The sequence below is a fragment of the Streptomyces lasiicapitis genome (assembly GCF_014646335.1).
GTDB lineage: Bacteria > Actinomycetota > Actinomycetes > Streptomycetales > Streptomycetaceae > Streptomyces > Streptomyces lasiicapitis.
The window spans coordinates 13421-31990 of record NZ_BMNG01000018.1; the positions used below are offsets into that span (position 1 = coordinate 13421).

Genomic DNA, 18570 nt, shown 5'->3' on the forward strand with positions numbered 1-18570 from the left:
GAGCCCCGCTTGCTGTTCCGCCAAGTGCAACGGCTACGCGTCGTAGTCCTGGTTGAACTTGTCCTGAGCCTCCTGCGCGGCGCGCTGGGCCTCGTCCGGGGTCTCGGAGCGGCGGTCCTTGGCCTTCTCCTTGGCCTGCGAGGAGCGCTCGCTCGCCTCTTCCTTGGCGTTGCCCATGGCGTCCTGCGCCTTGTTGCGGAGGTCCTCGGCCTTGTTCTGGAACTGGTCCTTGATGCCCATGCTTTGTCACTCCCGTTGTGGGTGAGGGGATTGGGCCTCGACCAGATAAACACGCGTGGACATACCGCGCATTTCGATCAGTGACCCTGCGTATCTCAGGAGCGTGGAGGCAGCCCCGGCCGCCTCCGGTCCGGCACGTCCGAGTAGCCCGGCGGCACCGCCGCGGGGTGCTTCTCCAGGAGGTCGAGGGCCACCCGCACCGCGTCGTCGAGCTGGGCGTGCCGCCCCTCCGCCCAGTCGAGGGGCGTGCGCAGCACCGCGAGGTCCGGCTCGACGCCGTGGTTCTCCACGGACCAGCCGTAGGCGTCGAACCAGGCCGCGTTCATCGGCACCGTGATGACGGTCCCGTCGCCGAGCGCGTGCCGCCCCGTCATGCCGACCACCCCGCCCCAGGTCCGCTGCCCCACCACGGGCCCGAGCCCGAGCAGCCTGAACACCGCCGTGATCATGTCGCCGTCGGAGGAGGTCGCCTCGTCGGCGAGGGCGACGACCGGGCCGCGGGGGGCGTTGGAGGCGTACGACACCGGCTGGGCGTCGCGCGTCAGGTCCCAGCCGAGGATCTTCCGGGTGAGCTTCTCCACGACCAGCTCGCTGATGTGGCCGCCCGCGTTGCCGCGTACGTCCACGAGCAGCGCGGGCAGCGACACCTCGAGCCGCAGGTCCCGGTTGAACTGGGCCCACCCCGACCCGCCCATGTCGGGGATGTGCAGATAGCCGCACCGGCCGCCGCTCAACTCCCGTACGACATCGCGCCGTTTGGCCACCCAGTCCTGGTATCGCAGCGGCCGCTCGTTGATGAGCGGCACGATGGCGACCCGCCGGGAACGCCCCTCTCCCTCGGCGGGCTGGAACGTCAGCTCCACCGTCGTACCGCCCGCCGCCGCGAGCAGCGGACCGGGACCCGTCACCGGATCCACGGGCCGCCCGTCGACGTGCGTGAGCACGGCACCCTCCCGGATCCCCGCGCCGGCAAGGGGCGAGCGCGCCTTGGAGTCGGACGACTCGCCCGGCAGGATCCGTTTGACCACCCAACCCTCCTCCCGGCACGCCAGGTTGGCGCCGAGCAGCCCCATCGCGCGCTGGTAGTGCGGCGGCCCCTCGCTGCGCCGCGCGGCGGTGACGTACGCGTGCGAGGTGCCCAGCTCGCCGAGGACCTCGCGGAGCAGATCGGCGAACTCGTCGGGGGACGCGACGCGTTCCACGAGCGGCCGGTACTGGCCGAGCACCGCGTCCCAGTCGATGCCGCACATCCCCGGCTCCCAGAAGTAGGCGCGGATGAGGCGGCCCGCCTCCTCGAAGGCCTGCCGCCACTCGGCGGCCGGGTCGACGTCGTGCAGGATGCGGCGCAGGTCGATCCAGACGGTGGAGTCGAGGTCGCCGGACTCGGTGGACGGCACGGCCCGCAGGTCGCCCTCGTCCACGACCACGAGCCGCGTGCCGTCCCCGCTGATCGCGAACCAGTCGAGGTGGTCGACGAGTTCGGACTTCTTGGCCTTGGTGATGTTGAAGTATTCGAGGGTCGGCCGGCCCGAGGTGTCGGCGGGGTTGACGAAGGTCTCGCCGAGCGCGCCCGAGATCGGCCAGCGCAGCCACACCAGGCCGCCGCCGCTGACGGGGTACAGCGCCGAGTACTTCGAGGCCGCCACGGGGAAGGGCGTGACCCGGCTCTCCAGGCCCTCGGCCTCCACCGTCACGGTCCCGTCCCCCGGGCTTTCGCCCTCCCCGCCGTCCGCGTCCGGGTCGAGCCCGCCCGCCGCGGGCCGCCCGTCGGGCAGCAGCGCGAAGGGCGAGGGCGTCGCGGACGACAGCGGTACGAGATGGGGGCGGCAGCCCAGCGGGAAGGACAGGTCGCCGGTGTGCACGTCGTAGACGGGGTCGAAGCCGCGCCAGGAGAGGAAGGCGAGATAGCGGCCGTCACGGGTGAAGACCGGGTTCTCGTCCTCGAAGCGGCCGTTGGTGACGTCGATGATGGTGCGCGCGCCCGGCCCCTCGATCCGCGCCAGCTTGATCTTCCGCAGGGATCTGCCGATGCCAGGGTGCGACCAGGTGAGCCAGGCCCCGTCGGGGGAGAAGGCGAGATCGCGCACGGGCCCGTTGACGGACCGGACGAGCTCGGTGACCTCGCCGTTGGAGTCTTCGGTCGCGTCGACCAGGAGGAGCCGTCCGTCGTGCGAGGCGATCGCGAGCCGCTCGCCGTCCGGGTCCGAGACCAGCTCCTGCACCCGGCCGAGCTGCCCGCTCGCCAGCCTGCGCGGCTCGCGGTCGCCGCTGGCCCGCGGCAGATACGCGATCTCGATCGCGTCCTCGCCCTCCGCGTCGGTGACGTACGCGACCTGCCCGCCCGTGCCCAGCATCTCCGGCAGCCGCACCCGCACGCCCGGGGTGTCGACGATGGTGCGGGCGGGACCGTCGCGGTGGGTGAGCCAGTAGAGGCTGCCGCGTACGACGACGGCGCTGGCGCGGCCCGTGGTGTCCACGGAGAGCGCGTCGACGTGCTGCGCGGCGGGGACCTGGTAGGTGCGTCTGCCCGCGCGCGGGCCGCCGATCTCGACGTCGACGCGGCGCGGTACGGAGTCGGCGGCCAGGTCGTCCACCAGCCAGATCTCGCCCGCGCACTGGTAGACGACGCGGGTGCCGTCGCTCGCCGCGTGCCGGGCGTAGAACGCGTCGTGGTCGGTGTGGCGGCGCAGGTCGGTGCCGTCGGGCAGACAGGAGTAGAGGTTGCCGACGCCCTCGTGGTCGGAGAGGAACGCGATGCGGCCCGACACGAACATGGGCGCGTCCAGGTGCCCGTCGAGCTCTTCGAGCAGCCGCTCGCCGTGCAGCCACAGACGGCCCGTCGCGCCGCCGCGATAACGCTTCCAGGCGGCCGGTTCGTGCGGAGGCTTGCCGGTCAGGAGCAGCGTCTTGCGGTCGCCCTCCACGTCCAGGACGGCGATGTGGTGGACCGGGCCCCAGGGCAGCTTGCCGCCGGGGGAGCCGTCGGTGGGCACGTCGTAGGCCCAGCAGAAGTGCGAGAAGGGCTGGCCGTGCGAGGACACGGCCAGGATGTGGCCGTCGGGCGACCAGCCGCAGACGCGGGTGTCCGTGGAGCCCCAGTACGTCAGTCGGCGCGCGGGCCCGCCTGTCACCTGTGCCAGGTGGATCTCGGGGTCCAGGGTGCGCCAGGTCGTGTACGCGATGTGACTGCCGTCGGGGGAGAAGCGAGGGTGCCCCAGCTTTGTGCGGTCCGCCGTGATCCGCCAGGCGCGGTCGGCGGGGGCGCCCTCCGGGGTGAGGGGGGCCACCCAAAGGTCGTCCTCTGCTACGAAGCAGAGGTGGTCGCCGCTTACGTGCGGGAAACGTAGGTAGGCCTGGGTCACCTCCCCATGCTTTTCCGTGCCGGAAGCCGCGGCAACTTATGGGGCTTCGCCCCTTTCCCCCTTTTCGGCCCTTCGGGCCTCGTCCTCAAACGCCGGACGGGCTGACTTTGCCTCCCGCGCCGGACCGGCTGATGAGTGTGGCGCTGGACACGTACGAAACTGTTTCGTTTCGTTAGTTGGTCGCGTAGAGTCTGGGGCACAGCACGGTGGAACCGTGGAATCGCCTCATCGGGAAGGAGCCGGCACATGGCCGAAGTGGCAACGTCGCCGCGGCGGAGTCGGATCACGCCCGAGCGTGAGGCCGAGCTGTACGAAGCCGTGCTCGATCTTCTTCGTGAGGTGGGGTACGACGGGCTCACCATGGACGCCGTGGCCACCCGCACCCGGTCCAGCAAAGCCACGCTCTACCGCCAGTGGGGCGGCAAGGCGGAACTGGTCGCGCGGGCCCTCCGGCACAACAAGCCGGTGTCCGCGGCCGACATCGACACCGGGTCGTTGCGCGGGGACCTCCTGCAGATGGTGTCCCGCCAGGACGACTGCAAGATGGAGCAGGACCAGGCGCTGATGCGGGGCCTGTTCCACGCCATCCACGGAAACCCCGAACTCCACCAGGCGATGCGGCAGTTGCTGATCGAGCCGGAGATCACCGGTCTCAACGAGCTGCTCCGCCGCGCCGTCGCGCGCGGCGAGATCGCCGCCGATCACCCCGCGCTGGAATACGTCATCCACATGCTGGTCGGCGGCTTCGTGGCCCGGGAAATCGTCGAGGAGCGCCTGCCCGACCAGGAGTTCCTGCAGAGGTACCTCAAGGCCGTGGTCCTCCCCGCCCTCGGCCTCTGACCGACCCTCAACTCCCAGCAAATCCAACCCAGTTCCACCTGACACGGCCGCTCACGTCGTCGGGCCGATCACTCCTGCCCCCCCGGACTGATCACCCCTGCCCTTGGGCCGATCACCCCTGCTCAGAAGCCATCAGCCACCACGACCCGACCGGGAGCACTCCCCGTGGCCACATTCCTGTACAAACTAGGCCGACTGTCCTTCAGGCGACGGCACTTCGTCGCCCTGATCTGGGTCGCCCTGCTGACCCTCGCCGGAGTCGGCGCGGCGTCCGCGCCCACCGCGGCGTCCAGCTCCTTCTCCGTCCCGGGGACGGAGGCCCAGAAGGCCTTCGACCTGCTCGACAAGCGCGTGCCCGAGATGAGCGCCGACGGCGCCACCGCCCGCGTGGTGTTCAAGGCGCCGGGCGGCGAGAAGGTCACCGACCCGGCCAACAAGGCCGCGATCAGCAAGACCGTCACCGCGCTCAAGTCCAGCTCGGACGAGGTGGCTTCGGCCGCCGACCCGTTCGTGGCCAAGACGGTCTCCAAGGACGGCACGACGGCCTACGCGTCCGTGACGTACAAGGTCACCTCCATGGAGCTGACCGACGACAGCCGGGACGCCCTTGAGAAGACCACCGACGACGCCCGCACCGGCGGGATGACCGTTGAGGTCGGCGGTGCCGCGCTGCAGGCCGTGCCGCACACCGGCGCCACCGAGATCATCGGCATCGCCGTCGCGGCCGTGGTGCTCGTCATCACCTTCGGCTCGCTGGTCGCGGCCGGGCTTCCGCTGCTGACCGCGCTGATCGGCGTGGGCATCGGCGTCTCCTCGATCGCCGCGCTCGCCAACGCGCTCGACCTCGGTACGACGACGTCGACGCTCGCGATGATGATCGGCCTCGCGGTCGGCATCGACTACGCGCTGTTCATCGTCTCCCGTTACCGCGCCGAACTCGCGGAGGGCAGGGAGCGCGAGGACGCGGCCGGCCGCGCCGTCGGCACGGCCGGGTCGGCCGTCGTCTTCGCCGGTCTGACCGTCGTGATCGCCCTCGTCGGGCTCGCGGTCGTGAACATCCCGATGCTCACCAAGATGGGCTTCGCCGCGGCGGGCACCGTCGCCATCGCCGTCCTGATCGCGCTCACGATGATCCCGGCGCTGCTCGGGTACGCGGGCAGGAAGGTCAAGCCCGCGGGGGAGAAGGGCAAGCTGCTCGGCGGCCGCAAGGCCAAGAAGTCCGGCGTGGACATGGCCTCCGGCGCGGGCGCCGCTGCCAACGGGAGCACCCCGGCCAAGGAGAACCTCGGCACCCGCTGGGCCCGCTTCGTGGCCCGTCGTCCGGTCGCCGTCCTGCTGCTCGGCATCCTCGGCCTCGGCGCCGCCGCCCTGCCGGTCTCGCAGCTCGAACTCGGACTGCCCGACGACGGCGCGCAGCCCACGTCCACGACCCAGCGCAAGGCCTACGACCTCATCGCGGACGGGTTCGGTCCTGGTTACAACGGTCCGCTGATGGTGGTCAGCGACCTCAAGGGCGTCGCCGACGCCAAGGGCGAGGCCACCGACGTACAGAAGAAGATCGCCGGCCTGGACGACGTGCTCACGGTGAGCCCGCCCCAGTTCAACAAGGCGGGCGACACCGCGATCATCAGCGTCGTGCCGTCCTCCAAGCCCAGCGGCACCGAGACCGAGAACCTGGTGCACGAGATCCGCGGCGAGGCGAAGACCGTCCAGGCGGACGGCGGCGCCGAGGTCATGGTCACCGGCACCACGGCCATGAACATCGACGTCTCGCAGAAGCTCAACGACGCGCTGCTTCCGTATCTGGCGCTGGTCGTCGGCCTCGCGTTCCTGCTCCTGATCGTGGTCTTCCGCTCGATCCTGGTCCCGCTCAAGGCGGCGCTCGGGTTCCTGCTCTCGGTGCTCGCCGCGCTCGGCGCCGTGGTCGCGGTCTTCCAATGGGGCTGGCTGGGCTCGCTGTTCGGCGTCGAGCAGACCGGTCCGATCATGAGCATGATGCCGATCTTCATGGTGGGCGTGGTCTTCGGCCTGGCGATGGACTACGAGGTGTTCCTCGTGACCCGGATGCGGGAGGCGTACGTCCACGGCGAGAGCCCGCACGAGGCGATCGTCACCGGGTTCAAGCACGGGGCGCGGGTCGTCTCCGCGGCGGCGGTCATCATGATCGCGGTGTTCGCCGGGTTCATCGGCTCCAGCGAGCAGATGGTCAAGATGATCGGCTTCGGCCTCGCGATCGCCGTCTTCTTCGACGCGTTCATCGTGCGCATGGCGCTTGTCCCGGCCGTGCTCGCGCTGCTCGGGCGCAAGGCCTGGTGGCTGCCGAAGCGCCTTGACCGCGTGCTGCCGAACGTGGACGTCGAGGGGGAGGGGCTTCGTACCCCGGCCGAGCAGGGCGACCCCGACCCGGACGCGGACCGGGAGCTCGTACGCGTCTGAGTCAGTGGGGCACAGGGGCGGCCGTGTACGTACGGCGCAGGAAGCGGATCAGCGCCGAGGCGTCGAACTGCACGACCGCCACCCCCTGGGCCGAGTGGAACTCCAGGACCGTCTGGACCCGGCCGCACGGCCAGATGCTCACGTCGCCGCTCTCCGTCGGCGCCCGCAGGCCCTTCTCAAGGAGCTCGCGGGTGAAGACCCAGTCGTGCGACCCAGGGAGGCCGACCCGTACTGAACGCGGGTCGGCCTCCGGGTCGTAGCGCAGCGCGACGGGGACGACGACGTGTTCGTCGGGGGAATCCGTGACGAGGTGGGCCCGGGTGAACTGCTCGACTGCCGACATGGTGACTCCTCGTAGTCGTTCCGGCCCACGGAAAGCGGCTTCTCCCTAATGTCCCATATGTACGTGAATGTCACGCAAGGTGGGGGGCGCTCAATCGTTGCCCGACCGCTCTTGCAAGCGATTCGCAACAACGCCCATCATTGAAAGGTTCACGAGCGACCCGCTCGGAGCGATCCGCTCTCGTCGTGAGCGACTCCCCACGCTCATGACATGCGCCTTTCCAGGAGCACGCGCATGCATGTCCCCGATGGCTTCATCAATGCGCCCGTTTCCGTCGCCGCCGGTGCCGTAGCCGTCGGCGCCGTCGCCGTGAGCCTGCGTGGCGCGCGGCGTGAACTCGACGAACGGACGGCACCGCTCGCCGGCCTCGTCGCGGCCTTCATCTTCGCCGTACAAATGCTCAACTTCCCCGTGGCGGCCGGAACAAGCGGCCACCTGCTGGGCGGAGCACTCGCCGCGATACTCGTCGGCCCCTACACGGCGGTGCTCTGCGTCTCCGTCGTCCTGCTCATGCAGGGGCTGCTCTTCGCCGACGGCGGCCTGACCGCGCTCGGCGTGAACATCACGGTCATGGCGTGCGTGACGACCGTCGTGGCATACGCGATCTTCCGCGGCCTGGCGAAGGTGCTGCCCGCCGGGCGCCGCTCGGTGACGGCGGCCGCGTTCACGGCCGCGCTGGTCTCCGTACCGGCCGCTGCCGCCGCCTTCACCCTGATCTACGCCATCGGCGGCACCACGGACGTCTCCCTCGGCAAGGTCGCCACGGCCATGATCGGCGTACACGTCCTCATCGGCATCGGCGAGGCCGCGATCACGGCGCTCACGGTCGGCGCGGTGATCGCCGTCCGCCCGGACCTGGTGCACGGCGCGCGGGGCCTGACGGCGCCGCTGAAGCTGCGCGTGGGCGGCGAACTGATCGACGCACCTGCCGCGCCCGCCGCCGCCCCGGCCTCCGCTGCTTCCGCCACCTCGCACCGCAAGCTGTGGGCCGCGGGCCTGGTCACGTCCCTGGTCCTCGCGGGCTTCGTCTCCTTCTACGCCTCCACGAACCCCGACGGCCTGGAGAAGGTCGCCCACGACAAGGGCTTCGACAAGGGCGAGAAGGAGCACGACGCGGCGGACTCGCCCCTCGCGGACTACGGCGTGAAGGACATCACCAACACCCGCCTGTCCGGCGGCCTCGCGGGCATCATCGGCGTCGGCGTGACGGTGGTCGCGGGCAGCGCGGTGTTCTGGGCGGTACGGCGGCGGCGTGCCACGGACGGCACGGACACCGGCCCGGCGTCGACCGGCGCGGGCGTCACGGCCACCGCACCGGCCACCCCCGCCGCCACCCCCGCGGCCAAGCCCGCGGAGAACGCCTGACATGGGCGCGGGCCACGCCCACCGCCTCTACCGCCAGGGCCACTCGCCGGTGCACGCCCTGCCCCCGCACACCAAACTCACCGCCGTCTTCTGCTTCGTGGTCGTCGTGGTGTCCACGCCGCGCGAGGCGATGTGGGCGTTCGCGGCGTACGCGCTGCTGCTCGCGTCGGTGGCGTACGCGGCCCACGTACCGCCCCTGTTCTGGCTGAAGCGGCTTCTCATCGAGGTCCCGTTCGTGGCGTTCGCGCTGCTCCTTCCGTTCGTGGCGGAGGGCGAGCGGACCGAGGTCCTCGGCATGTCGCTGAGCGTGCACGGCCTGTGGGGCGCGTGGAACGTCCTGGCCAAGGGCACGCTGGGCGTGGCCGCGTCCGTCCTGCTCGCCGCCACCACCGACCTGCGCGAACTGCTCCTGGGGCTGCAGCGGTTGAAGCTGCCGCCGCTCCTCGTACAGATCGCGTCCTTCATGATCCGGTACGGGGACGTCGTCACGGACGAGATGCGGCGCATGAAGATCGCGCGCGAGTCCCGCGGCTTCGAGGCGCGCGGCGTGCGCCAATGGGGCGTGCTCGCCAAGTCGGCGGGCGCGCTGTTCATCCGCTCCTACGAACGCGGCGAACGCGTGCACCTCGCCATGGTCAGCCGGGGCTACGCGGGGTCGATGCCGGTCATCGACGAGGCGACGGCGACCCGCGCCCAGTGGACGTACGCCCTGACCCTGCCCCTGACCGCCCTAGCCGTCTGCCTGTTGGGATGGACCCTGTCGTGACCGCCGCACCACCCGCCTCCGCCTCCCTGGAAGTCACCGGCCTCGCCTACGCCTACCCCGACGGCCACCAGGCCCTGTTCGGCGTGGACCTGCGCATCGACCGCGGCGAACGCGTCGCGCTGCTCGGTCCCAACGGCGCGGGCAAGACCACCCTCGTCCTGCACCTCAACGGCATCCTCACCGCGGGCGCCGGAACGGTCACGGTCGCCGGACTGCCCGTCGGCAAGCGGCACATGGCCGAGATCCGCCGCAAGGTCGGCATCGTCTTCCAGGACCCCGACGACCAGCTTTTCATGCCGACGGTCCGCGAGGACGTGGCGTTCGGCCCCGCGGCGGCGGGGATGCGGGGCCCGGAGCTGGAGGCGCGCGTACGGAAGGCGCTCGGCCAGGTGGGAATGGCGGAGTACGCGGACCGCCCCCCGCACCACCTGTCCTTCGGCCAACGACGCCGAGTGGCCGTGGCGACGGTCCTGGCCATGGAGCCGGAAATCCTCGTCCTGGACGAACCGTCCTCGAACCTCGACCCCGCATCCCGCCGCGAACTGGCCGACATCCTCCGCTCCTTGGACGTCACCGTCCTCATGGTCACCCACGACCTGCCGTACGCCCTCGAACTCTGCCCCCGCGCCCTCGTCCTCAGCGAGGGCGTGATCGCGGCGGACGGCCCGACCGGCGAACTCCTGGCCGACGAGGACCTGATGGCGAGCCACCGCCTGGAGCTCCCGTTCGGCTTCGATCCGAAGTCGGTGCGGGGGGGCGAGGTAGTGGAATCTTCGGTGGCGGGCGGCTGTTGTGCGGTACATGGAGAACGCTGAGGTGGACGGCGCGGCAGTGCACGGCACGGTGGCCGACGGGTTCGAGCCGGTGCGGGACGCCTTCGTACGGAACTTCGCGGCGCTGGGTGAGCGAGGTGCCGGGGTCGTGGTGTACCGGGACGGGCGGCCGGTGGTGGACCTGTGGGGCGGGGTGCGGGACTTCGACGGCACCGAGCCGGTCGACGGCGCCGACCCGGCCGCCCCCTGGGAGCGCGGCACCGCGCAGGTAGTCCGCTCGGCGACCAAGGGTGTCGCCGCGGCCGCCCTGCTCCTCCTCCACCAGCGCGGGGAGCTCGACCTGGACGCCCCGGTCGGCGCGTACTGGCCGGAGTTCAAGGCCCACGGCAAGGACCGCGTCCTCGTACGCCATGTCCTCGCGCACCGGGCCGGGGTGCCCGCCCTCGACCGCCCGCTGACGCCGGAGCAGGCCCTCGACCCGGACGCGGCCGCCGCCGCGGTGGCCGCGCAGGCGCCCTTCTGGGAGCCGGGGACGGATCACGGCTACCACGCGCACACGTACAGCTGGCTGACCGGGGAGCTGGTGCGGCGCGTGACCGGGCGGTCGATCCGGGACTTCGTCGCCGACGAGATCGCCGGGCCGCTCGGCCTCGGCCTGTGGATCGGGTTGCCCGCCTCCGAGGCGGGGCGGGTGGGGCGGCTCGGGCGCCTCGACGTGCCCACGGCAGGGGGGCTGCGTACGCGGCCGAAGCCGCAGGTCTCCGAGGCGTACCGGGATCCGGCGTCCCTCACGCGGCGCGCGTTCGACGTGGTGTCGCCGTTCCCCGACGAGAACTCCGCCGCGTACCGCTCGGCGGTCCTGCCCGCGTCGAACGGCATCGCCACGGCGGGAGGTCTGGCTGGGTTCTACGCGTCCCTCATCGGCGAAGTCGACTCCGGTACGCGGTTGTTCGACCCGTCGACCCTTGCCCTCGCCCGCGCGGAGGCGTCCGCCGGGGCCGACCGGGTCCTGGTCGTCCACACCCGACTCGGCCTCGGCTACATGCTCCACGGCGGCGCGTCGCCCCTCCTCGGCGCCGAGTCGTTCGGCCACCCCGGGCGGGGCGGGGCCCTCGGCTTCGCGGATCCCGGGGCCGGGATTGCCTTCGGCTATGTGACGAACGGGATGGGGAAGGGGGTTACGGCGGACGCGCGGGCGCAGGGGTTGGTGCGGGCGGTGCGGGTTGCCGCGGCTGCGTAGCCCCCAGGCCCGCCCCTTCCCGTAACCAGGGGCTGCCGCCCCTGGACCCCCGTCATGCATGGGGCTGCGCCCCTCTCCCCGCTATCGCCGCTTCGCGGCTCGTCCTCAATCGCCGGACGGGCTATACCTAGCCGGCGGGGCCGTATCTTGCCGGTGCGGCGGGGTTTTTTAGCCCGTCCGGCGTTTGAGGACGAGGCGCGGAGCGCCGATACGGGGTCTGGGGCGGAGCCCCAGTTTCGGGAAGGGGCGGGATTGGGGAAAGCCCCGCAGGGCCCCCGGCCTCAACCCGCATGCAACATCAACCCGATCCCCGCAACCATCACCCCCGCAGCCACCATCCGCGACAACCCGAACCGCTCCTTGAAGAACACGGCCCCGATGGCAGCGCCGACGATGATGGAGGACTCGCGGAGGGCGGAGATCGGGGCGAGGTCGGCCCGAGTCTGCGCCCAGAGCACAAGCCCGTACGCAGCGACGGAAAGCGCGGCACCCAGCAGCCCGACCCCGACGAACGGCCGAAGCCGCGCCCCCAGCTCCCCCCGCCACCGCCAAGCGGCATACGCGGGCACAGCGATCCCCTCAAGCACCATCAGCCAGGCGATGTACCCAATCGACGTCCCGGAGGCCCGCACCCCGAGCCCGTCCACGACGGTGTAGGCGGCGATGGAGACACCAGTGGCCAGTGCAGCCCCGATCGCAGCCCAGTCGGGCCGCTTCCCGGACCCCCGGATCCCCCAGAGCGCGAGCCCGGTGAGCCCGGCCGAGCAGACGACGACGCCCGCGGCCTGCCACCCGCCGGGCACCTCCCCGGCGAACACGGCGGCAAGGATCGTCACGACGAGTGGGGCGCTGCCGCGGGCGATGGGGTAGGCCTGCCCGAAGTCGCCGAGCCGGAAGGACCGCATGAGGAGGGCCATGTAGGCGACGTGGAGGACGGCGGAGAGGAGGAGGTAGGGCCAGGCCTCGGCGGCGGGGAACGGGGCGAAGGGGGCCATGGCGAGGCCGATGAGGAGACCGCCGCCGGATATGAGGGTGAAGGCGACGAGCTTGTCGGTGATGTGGTGGGCGATCGCGTTCCAGCTCGCGTGGGTGACGGCGGCGAGCAGCACGGCCCCCGCGACGAGCGGGGTCACAGACCGGGTCCGGCGGCCTCGCGGGGGGCGGGTGCGGCGGTCTCGCGCGGGGTGGGCGCGGCGGTCTCGCGCACGTCGACGAGCGTGGCGCCCGCGTGGGCGATCAGGTCCTTCGGGGCCATGGGGAAGACGGTGTAGGGGGTGCCGGCCGCGGCCCACACCACGGAGTGGTCGAGGAGGGACCGGTCGGCGAGGACGCGGGTACGGGTGGCGTGCCCGAAGGGCGGGACCCCGCCGATCGCGTACCCGGTGGCCTCGCGCACGACGTCCGCCTTGGCCCGGGTCACCTTCTCCACGCCCAGCTCCCGCTGGACCAGCTCCACGTCGACCCGGGAGGCGCCGTCCATCAGGACGAGTACGGGCACCCCGTCCGCCGCGAAGATCAGCGACTTGCAGATCTGGCTGAGCTCGCAGCCGATCGCGGCGGCCGCCTCGGCGGCGGTACGCGTCTGGTCGGGGAAGCGGCGGATCTCGGCGGGAAGCGCGTCGAGGCCGAGCTCGCGCACGGCCTCGACGAAACGGGGGTTGGCGCCGGATGCGCCCTCGGCGTTGTCCGTAGTGCTCATGCGCCGCACGCTAGCGGTACGTGTGTGGGCCACGCGACCACGTATCCGCATACCGGACGCGAGGCCGAGGGCCGCACACGAAACCGCAGGTCAGCGCAGCATGGCCCGCACCACCGGCCCCGCCGAATCCCCACCATGCCCCCCGGCCTGCACCACGGCCGCCGCGGCCACATCACCGCGGTACGCCGTGAACCATCCGTTGGGCTTCTTCTGGCCGTCGACCTCCGCGGAGCCGGTCTTCGCGCCGGAGTCGGAGCCGAGGCCCGCCATGGGCTTGGCGGCGGTGCCGGCGACGCCCGTGTAGTGCATGAGGTCCCGCAGGGCGGACGCCGTCCTGCCGGACATCTTGCGCGGCGCGCGCGCCAGTTGGCGGTCGTCGAGGTCGGGCGAGACCAGGTACGGCTGCCGGAACGTGCCGGACTTCACGGTGGCGGCGACCGACGCCATGTTGAGGGGGTTCATGCGCACCCCGCCCTGGCCGATGAGCGAGGCCGCCATCTGCGCGTCCGACTGCACCGGCACGGCGCCGTCGAACGACGCGACGCCGATGGACCAGTTGTCGCGGCCGAGGCCGAACACGTCCTGGGCCTGCTTCGTCAGGGAGTCGTCGTCGAGCTTCTTGGCCTGGGTGATGAAGGCCGTGTTGCAGGACCGCGCGAAGCTCGCCCGGAACGTACCGCCCTTGATCTGGAACTTGTCGTCGTTCTGGAACTTCCAGCCGCCGTACGTCTCGTACTTCGGGCAGGGGTGCTTCTTGTCGACGCCCGCGAGGTCCTTCTCCAGGAGCATCGAGGAGGTGATGACCTTCATCGTGGAGCCGGGCGCGAGCGAGCCCTGGAGGGCCGTGTTGAAGCCGGCGGGTTCGGAGTTGGCGACGGCCAGGATCTCGCCGGTGGACGGCCTGACCACGACGACCGAGGCCCGCTTCCGCTTCGCCGTCTCCTTCTCCGCCTTGGCCTGGGTGCGCGGGCTGATCGTCGTCTTCAGCGTGCCCGGGGTGCCGGGGGAGAGGGCAAGGAGCGTCTTGTCGGGGGTGTCCTTCGCGTCGCTCTTCTTCGCCGCCGCCGAGCCCTTGTCGTCGGCGTCGGGCTCGGCGTCCGCGCGCACCACCCGCAGCTCCACGCCCGCCTTGCCGCCGGCCTCCTTGCCGAACTTCTCGCGCAGCCCGTCGAGGACCGTGCCGAGGGACGGGTACTTGGCGGCGGTGAGCGCGCCTCCGTCCCGGTCCACGGCCTTGATCGGCGGGGTGCCCGCCGCGCCCGTCACAAGGCGGTCGCCGGGCCGCAGTTCGGGGTGGACGACGGACGGCGCCCAGGACACGAGGACCTTGCCGTCGGCGGCGCGACGCGCGACGGTCAGCGTGGATTCGTACGCGTACGGCTTGGTCTTTCCCTCGTACGAGACCGTGGCCGCCGCCTTGAACGGAACCTTCGCGCTCTTGCGCGCCGCGGGCTTGCCGGGTGTCAGGACCACCTCGGCGATCCGCGCCTCCTTGCGGTACGCCGTGAGCGCCGCGCGGGCCTGCTTGCGGTCGTCCGTGAGCGCCGCGGCGCCGGCCACGTCGCCCTTCTCCCACGCGGTGAGGAACGCCCGCGCGGTGGTGCGCACTTCGGCGGCCGTCGGCGGACCCGTGGCCACGGATTTCTCGTCGGACTTCCCGTCGCCGCCCGCGCCGTTCCCGACGACCGCGTACGCCGCTACCCCGACGCCGCACACGATCGCCACCGCCGCGCCGCCGAGCACGCCCGGATGCACCTTCTTGCGCTCGGTCGCGCGTCTCCTGTTACCCACGAATCCTCCGCTGTTCCCCTCGGCCCCCGCCGCACCTCACTCACCGCCAGCCAACCTAGCGGCACCCACGCACCCCGTTGACCACGGCGTCGCCCGCGCGGGCGACCGGTCCCCGGGGTTCTCACCCGCCCGTCACCCGCCCGCCCGCAGTACCGCCGCCACGATCGGCCCCGCGGTGTCGCCGCCGTGCCCGCCCTCCTGCGCCATCGCGGCCACCGCGGTGTCCCCGCGGTAGCCCGCGAACCAGCTGTTGGGCTTCGTCTGACCGTCGACCTCCGCCGACCCCGTCTTCGCCCCGACGTCGCCGCCGAGCCCCGCCATGGCCCTCGCGCCCGTCCCGGCGACCGCCGTGCGCCGCATCATCTGCCGCAGTTGGGCGACCGTACCCGCCGACAGGCCGCGCGCGGTGGCCAGTTCACCGTCGATGAACTTCTTCGGTACGAGGACGGGCTGGCGGAACGAGCCCGTCATGGCCGTTGCCGCCACCGACGCCAGGTTCAGCGGGTTGAGCTGCACCTGGCCCTGGCCGATGGCGTTGGCGGCGCGGTCCGGGCCGCCGGAGGCGGGCACCGAGCCGTCCGCCGACGTGATGCCGGTCCGCCAGTCGTCGCGGCCCAGGCCGAAGTTGGTGTTCGCCTCCTCGGTGAGCGACGCGTCCGTGAGCGGCTTCTCGTCGACCAGCTTCACGAACGCCGTGTTGCAGGAGCGCGCGAAGCTGTCCGCGAGCGTGGCGTCCTCGTTCGGCGTCATGCCCCGGAGGTTGTGGAAGGTCTGGCTCTGCCAGGTCGCCTCCGGGGTGCAGGGCGCGGGCCCGGAGGCCTTGGTGACGCCCTTGTCGATGAGCATGGCCGCCGTCACGATCTTCATCGTCGAGCCGGGCGCCAGCTTGCCCTCGAAGGCCGCGTTGAACTTGTCCGCGCGGTGGTTGGCGACGGCGAGCACGTCGCCGCTGCTCGGTCTGACCGCGACCACCGACGACTCGGGGTGCCGCGCCACCGCGTCCTCGGCGGCCCGCTGCGCCGCCGCGCTCAACGTCGTCGGCAGCCTCCCCGGCCGCCCCTTCGCGAACGTCAGCAACGTCTTCGCGCCCGCGCCCTTCTCGGCACGCCGCACATACAGCTCGACGCCCGGCCTCCCGCCCGCCTGCTCGCCGTACTTCGCACGGAGCTGGTCCAGGACGGGCGCGAGCGACGGGTACTTCTTCCCGGTCAGGACCACGCCGTTCCGGTCGACGGCCACGATCGGCGGCGCCGCCGCCTCGCCCGTCTCCAGGGTGTCGCCGCGCCTCAGCTCCGGGTGCAGCACGGACGCCCGCCAGTCGACCAGGGCCCGCCCGGTGTGGACCCCGCGTACGACCTCCAAGGCCGAGGCGTACCGCAGCTGCTTGCTCTTCCCCTCGTACGTGACCGTGGCCCGCACCGTGAACGGCACCCGCGTCCCGCTGATCCGCCCCCGCGTCAGCTCGACCTTGCGGATGTACGCGTCCTCGCGAAAGCCCGTCAGCGCCTCGGCCGCGGCCTCCGCGTTGTCGGTGTACGCCGCCGCGCCGTCCGCGTCCCCCTCGGCCCACGCCCCGAGAAACTCCCGCGCGGTCTCCCGCACCTCGTCCCGCGTCGGCGGCCCGCTCCTGCTCGCCCCCGACTTCCCCGACGACGAACCCCCGCCACCGTTCACGGCATTGACGACGTTGTACGCGCCATAACCGGCGCCACCCACCATGACGGTGAACACCCCGCCGACCAGAGCGGCCTTAACTCCCTTGCGCATCAAGCGCCCCCCTCCCCAGGAATGCCACAACCTTATGGGGGCCTGTGGGAGGGAAGGGCCGAATGGGTCGGCTGTTATCCGAAGGTGTCCGATTGTCGCGTTCAGACCCAGGTATCGAGCCACATTCTGGAACGCCAGGAATCGATCGGGATCGCTTGGCCGGTATAGATCGGCCAGAAGTAAATGATATTCCGAGCGATCGGGGCCATTGCGGCCCCGACCTGCCCGGGAACCCTGCGACGCGGGCTGCTGCCCTCTATCTGGGCCGTCGCTGGGCCGTGATCTTGGGAAGAAGCAGCGCGTTGTCGACCGCTTTCCGGGTCCTCCCCTCGCTGCTCGGCATCAGGTGCGTGTACGTCCTGAGCGTGAATCCAGGGTCGGAGTGTCCGAGGTACTGGCTCAGCGCACGGATGTTCTCGCCAGCGTCCAGGAGGACGGACGCGTAGAAGTGCCTGAGCGCGTGCATGCCGTCCTCGCGCGCCGCCGCGTACCGCTCGCCCTCCTTCGGCGCCGGGATGACGCCAGCGACGGCCAGAGCGGGCTTCCACATGAAGTCGTTGAAGTAGCTCACGCGGACGTGCAGCCCCTCGTTGCCGCTGTACAACAGCCGCTTGGTCACGAGGGGCCCGTCAGGCGTGCGCCACGGCAGCGTGACCGTGATGGGCGGGAACTCCTCCGAGTGGGCGCGCAGAGAGCGGCCCACCGTCATCGGGAGCGGCGCACTGCGCTCCTTGCCGCCCTTGGGCGGTGCGAACACGTACTTCCCGCGGATTCGCTTGAGCTGGTGCGTGACGTGCACCCACCCGCCCTCGTAGTCGAGTTCGTCCTCCGAGAGCCCGAAGATCTCGCCTTGGCGCAGACCGCACCCCGCACCCGGGTCCACGGTGGCCTGAAACCGCTTGGGTAGCGCCGACCGCACGTCAAAGACGCGAGCGGCTGTCCACGGGACGACGCGCGGCTTGGCGGGCTTCGGCAGGCGGACGGTGCGGGCACGGCACGGGTTCTTCAGGAGGAGCCCGTCCTCCACGGCTGCATGCAACGCGGCCGACACCGTGCCGACGATGACGCGGCGGCTCGACTCGGCAGGCACGGTTCCTTCAAGCGCGCTGATCCAGTCCCGGATGTGCTCGGGCTTGAACGACCCGATGGGACGCGTGCCGATGTGCGGGTATGCGTGCAGCCGTAGCCGACGCTCGGCAGCCTCGCGGCTGTTGATCTCGCCGGTGTGGGCGTTCACCCACTTCTCGGCGTACTGCTGGAAGGTGGTGCGCGCTTTCCTGGGGTCGATGTACTGCCCGCGCGACATGTCGGACTCGATGTCGGTCAACCACTTCTCCGCGAGGCGCTTCTGTCCGTCGCGGAAGCTCTTGGACTTCTCAGAGCCATCGGGACCGACGTACCGGGCGCGGTAGCGCAGGCCGCTGCCGTGGCGCTCGGACTTGACCTTGTGCGGCTTGCCGTTGGCGTCTGTCTCGGTCTTGTGCCAGCGGTCTTGGATGTGGCCTGCCACGAGGAGGCGTTCCCTTCACGAAGCACGGCAGGGAGAGCCGCGCGAGGCGGCTCTCCCTGCCGTGCTGGGCTGTGTTCGGTTATGCGGCGGCGTCGGCCGCCATGCGCTCCTGTTTCCAGCTCTGGACGTCGGCGGGGTCGTAGCGGATGTGCTTGCCGACGCGGAAGCCGGGCGGGCCGGTGCGCTTCTTACGCCACTGGTAGACGGTCTCCTTGGGCACCTCGAACATCTCGGCGATGTCGTCGGGGGTGAGGTACCGGTCGGGCAGGCCGCCGCGGAGGGTGGCGCGAGGGTCGGGTTGAGCGGAACGGGTTCGGCTCATGGGGTCCTCGGAAGTCGAGTCGTGTTGCATTCGGAGGCTTCTCGGGGCGCGCGTGTGTCCGAAGTGCGGATTTCTGCGTCACAGCGTCACCTGCGTCATACGCGTCTCTGACCTGC

Annotated in this window: 15 protein-coding genes; 6 read left to right on the forward strand and 9 right to left on the reverse strand. The window is 71.4% G+C overall.

The features are described 5' to 3' along the window. Nucleotides 1-33: 33 nt before the first annotated feature. Nucleotides 34-240 carry a hypothetical protein gene (locus IEY91_RS33805; RefSeq protein WP_164324052.1) on the reverse strand — a complete coding sequence of 69 codons (207 nt, stop codon included), beginning with the start codon at nt 238-240 and terminating at the stop codon, nt 34-36. Nucleotides 241-335: 95 nt separating this feature from the next. Next, nucleotides 336-3602 carry a S41 family peptidase gene (locus IEY91_RS33810; RefSeq protein WP_189176913.1) on the reverse strand — a complete coding sequence of 1089 codons (3267 nt, stop codon included), beginning with the start codon at nt 3600-3602 and terminating at the stop codon, nt 336-338. A gap of 246 nt (nt 3603-3848) precedes the next feature. Here IEY91_RS33810 and IEY91_RS33815 point away from each other — a divergent pair, with 246 nt between their 5' ends. Further along, complete coding sequence (locus tag IEY91_RS33815) at nt 3849-4442, forward strand: TetR/AcrR family transcriptional regulator (protein ID WP_189176914.1); 594 nt, start codon at nt 3849-3851, stop codon at nt 4440-4442. A 165-nt stretch (nt 4443-4607) separates the two neighbouring features. Continuing rightward, entirely contained in the window at nt 4608-6878 is a 2271-nt protein-coding gene (locus tag IEY91_RS33820; RefSeq protein WP_189176915.1) for an MMPL family transporter, read from the forward strand. 1 nt (nt 6879) lies between these two features. Here the strand turns inward: IEY91_RS33820 and IEY91_RS33825 are convergent, their stop codons facing one another. Next, the gene (locus tag IEY91_RS33825; protein WP_164324060.1) at nt 6880-7221 is read right to left on the reverse strand and encodes an SsgA family sporulation/cell division regulator; all 342 of its coding nucleotides are present in this window, start codon (nt 7219-7221) and stop codon (nt 6880-6882) included. Between the two features lie 234 nt (nt 7222-7455). Here IEY91_RS33825 and IEY91_RS33830 point away from each other — a divergent pair, with 234 nt between their 5' ends. Genes IEY91_RS33830 through IEY91_RS33845 form a run of 4 tightly spaced genes read left to right on the forward strand, consistent with a single transcriptional unit; the run spans nt 7456 to nt 11365 of the window. Continuing rightward, nucleotides 7456-8586, forward strand: coding sequence for an energy-coupling factor ABC transporter permease (locus IEY91_RS33830; protein WP_189176916.1), 1131 nt, complete (start codon nt 7456-7458; stop codon nt 8584-8586). A gap of 1 nt (nt 8587) precedes the next feature. Then, nucleotides 8588-9352 (forward strand): cobalt ECF transporter T component CbiQ, encoded by a 765-nt coding sequence (cbiQ, locus tag IEY91_RS33835; protein ID WP_189176917.1) that lies wholly within the window; start codon nt 8588-8590, stop codon nt 9350-9352. Continuing rightward, entirely contained in the window at nt 9337-10167 is an 831-nt protein-coding gene (locus IEY91_RS33840; protein ID WP_189176918.1) for an energy-coupling factor ABC transporter ATP-binding protein, read from the forward strand. Before cbiQ ends, IEY91_RS33840 begins: the two co-directional genes overlap by 16 nt. Beyond that, the gene (locus IEY91_RS33845) at nt 10154-11365 is read left to right on the forward strand and encodes a serine hydrolase domain-containing protein (RefSeq protein WP_189176919.1); all 1212 of its coding nucleotides are present in this window, start codon (nt 10154-10156) and stop codon (nt 11363-11365) included. Before IEY91_RS33840 ends, IEY91_RS33845 begins: the two co-directional genes overlap by 14 nt. A 281-nt stretch (nt 11366-11646) precedes the next feature. On the opposite strand, the gene IEY91_RS33850 is transcribed toward IEY91_RS33845, so the two are convergent. The 6 genes from IEY91_RS33850 to IEY91_RS33875 all read right to left on the reverse strand — a co-directional run bounded on the left by IEY91_RS33850 (nt 11647) and on the right by IEY91_RS33875 (nt 18454). Then, a complete protein-coding gene (locus IEY91_RS33850) occupies nt 11647-12498 on the reverse strand; it encodes an EamA family transporter (RefSeq protein ID WP_189176920.1) in 852 nt (283 codons plus the stop codon). Beyond that, nucleotides 12495-13064 (reverse strand): YbaK/EbsC family protein, encoded by a 570-nt coding sequence (locus IEY91_RS33855; RefSeq protein ID WP_189176921.1) that lies wholly within the window; start codon nt 13062-13064, stop codon nt 12495-12497. Before IEY91_RS33855 ends, IEY91_RS33850 begins: the two co-directional genes overlap by 4 nt. 90 nt (nt 13065-13154) lie before the next feature. Continuing rightward, nucleotides 13155-14855 (reverse strand): penicillin-binding transpeptidase domain-containing protein, encoded by a 1701-nt coding sequence (locus tag IEY91_RS33860; RefSeq protein WP_189176922.1) that lies wholly within the window; start codon nt 14853-14855, stop codon nt 13155-13157. 132 nt (nt 14856-14987) lie between these two features. Then, complete coding sequence (locus IEY91_RS33865; protein ID WP_189176923.1) at nt 14988-16622, reverse strand: penicillin-binding transpeptidase domain-containing protein; 1635 nt, start codon at nt 16620-16622, stop codon at nt 14988-14990. A 256-nt stretch (nt 16623-16878) separates the two neighbouring features. Beyond that, entirely contained in the window at nt 16879-18132 is a 1254-nt protein-coding gene (locus tag IEY91_RS33870) for a tyrosine-type recombinase/integrase (protein ID WP_189176924.1), read from the reverse strand. Nucleotides 18133-18211: 79 nt separating this feature from the next. Continuing rightward, a complete protein-coding gene (locus tag IEY91_RS33875) occupies nt 18212-18454 on the reverse strand; it encodes a helix-turn-helix domain-containing protein (protein ID WP_189176925.1) in 243 nt (80 codons plus the stop codon). Nucleotides 18455-18570 lie beyond the last annotated feature (116 nt).

Excerpts from the sequence above, each read along its gene's own strand:
- IEY91_RS33865 (WP_189176923.1), bottom strand. The coding sequence starts at position 16,622 with ATGCGCAAGGGAGTTAAGGCCGCTCTGGTCGGCGGGGTGTTCACCGTC.
- IEY91_RS33830 (WP_189176916.1), top strand. The coding sequence starts at position 7,456 with ATGCATGTCCCCGATGGCTTCATCAATGCGCCCGTTTCCGTCGCCGCC.
- IEY91_RS33845 (WP_189176919.1), top strand. The coding sequence starts at position 10,154 with ATGGAGAACGCTGAGGTGGACGGCGCGGCAGTGCACGGCACGGTGGCC.
- IEY91_RS33875 (WP_189176925.1), bottom strand. The coding sequence starts at position 18,454 with ATGAGCCGAACCCGTTCCGCTCAACCCGACCCTCGCGCCACCCTCCGC.
- IEY91_RS33815 (WP_189176914.1), top strand. The coding sequence starts at position 3,849 with ATGGCCGAAGTGGCAACGTCGCCGCGGCGGAGTCGGATCACGCCCGAG.
- IEY91_RS33855 (WP_189176921.1), bottom strand. The coding sequence starts at position 13,064 with ATGAGCACTACGGACAACGCCGAGGGCGCATCCGGCGCCAACCCCCGT.
- cbiQ (WP_189176917.1), top strand. The coding sequence starts at position 8,588 with ATGGGCGCGGGCCACGCCCACCGCCTCTACCGCCAGGGCCACTCGCCG.
- IEY91_RS33805 (WP_164324052.1), bottom strand. The coding sequence starts at position 240 with ATGGGCATCAAGGACCAGTTCCAGAACAAGGCCGAGGACCTCCGCAAC.
- IEY91_RS33840 (WP_189176918.1), top strand. The coding sequence starts at position 9,337 with ATGGACCCTGTCGTGACCGCCGCACCACCCGCCTCCGCCTCCCTGGAA.
- IEY91_RS33825 (WP_164324060.1), bottom strand. The coding sequence starts at position 7,221 with ATGTCGGCAGTCGAGCAGTTCACCCGGGCCCACCTCGTCACGGATTCC.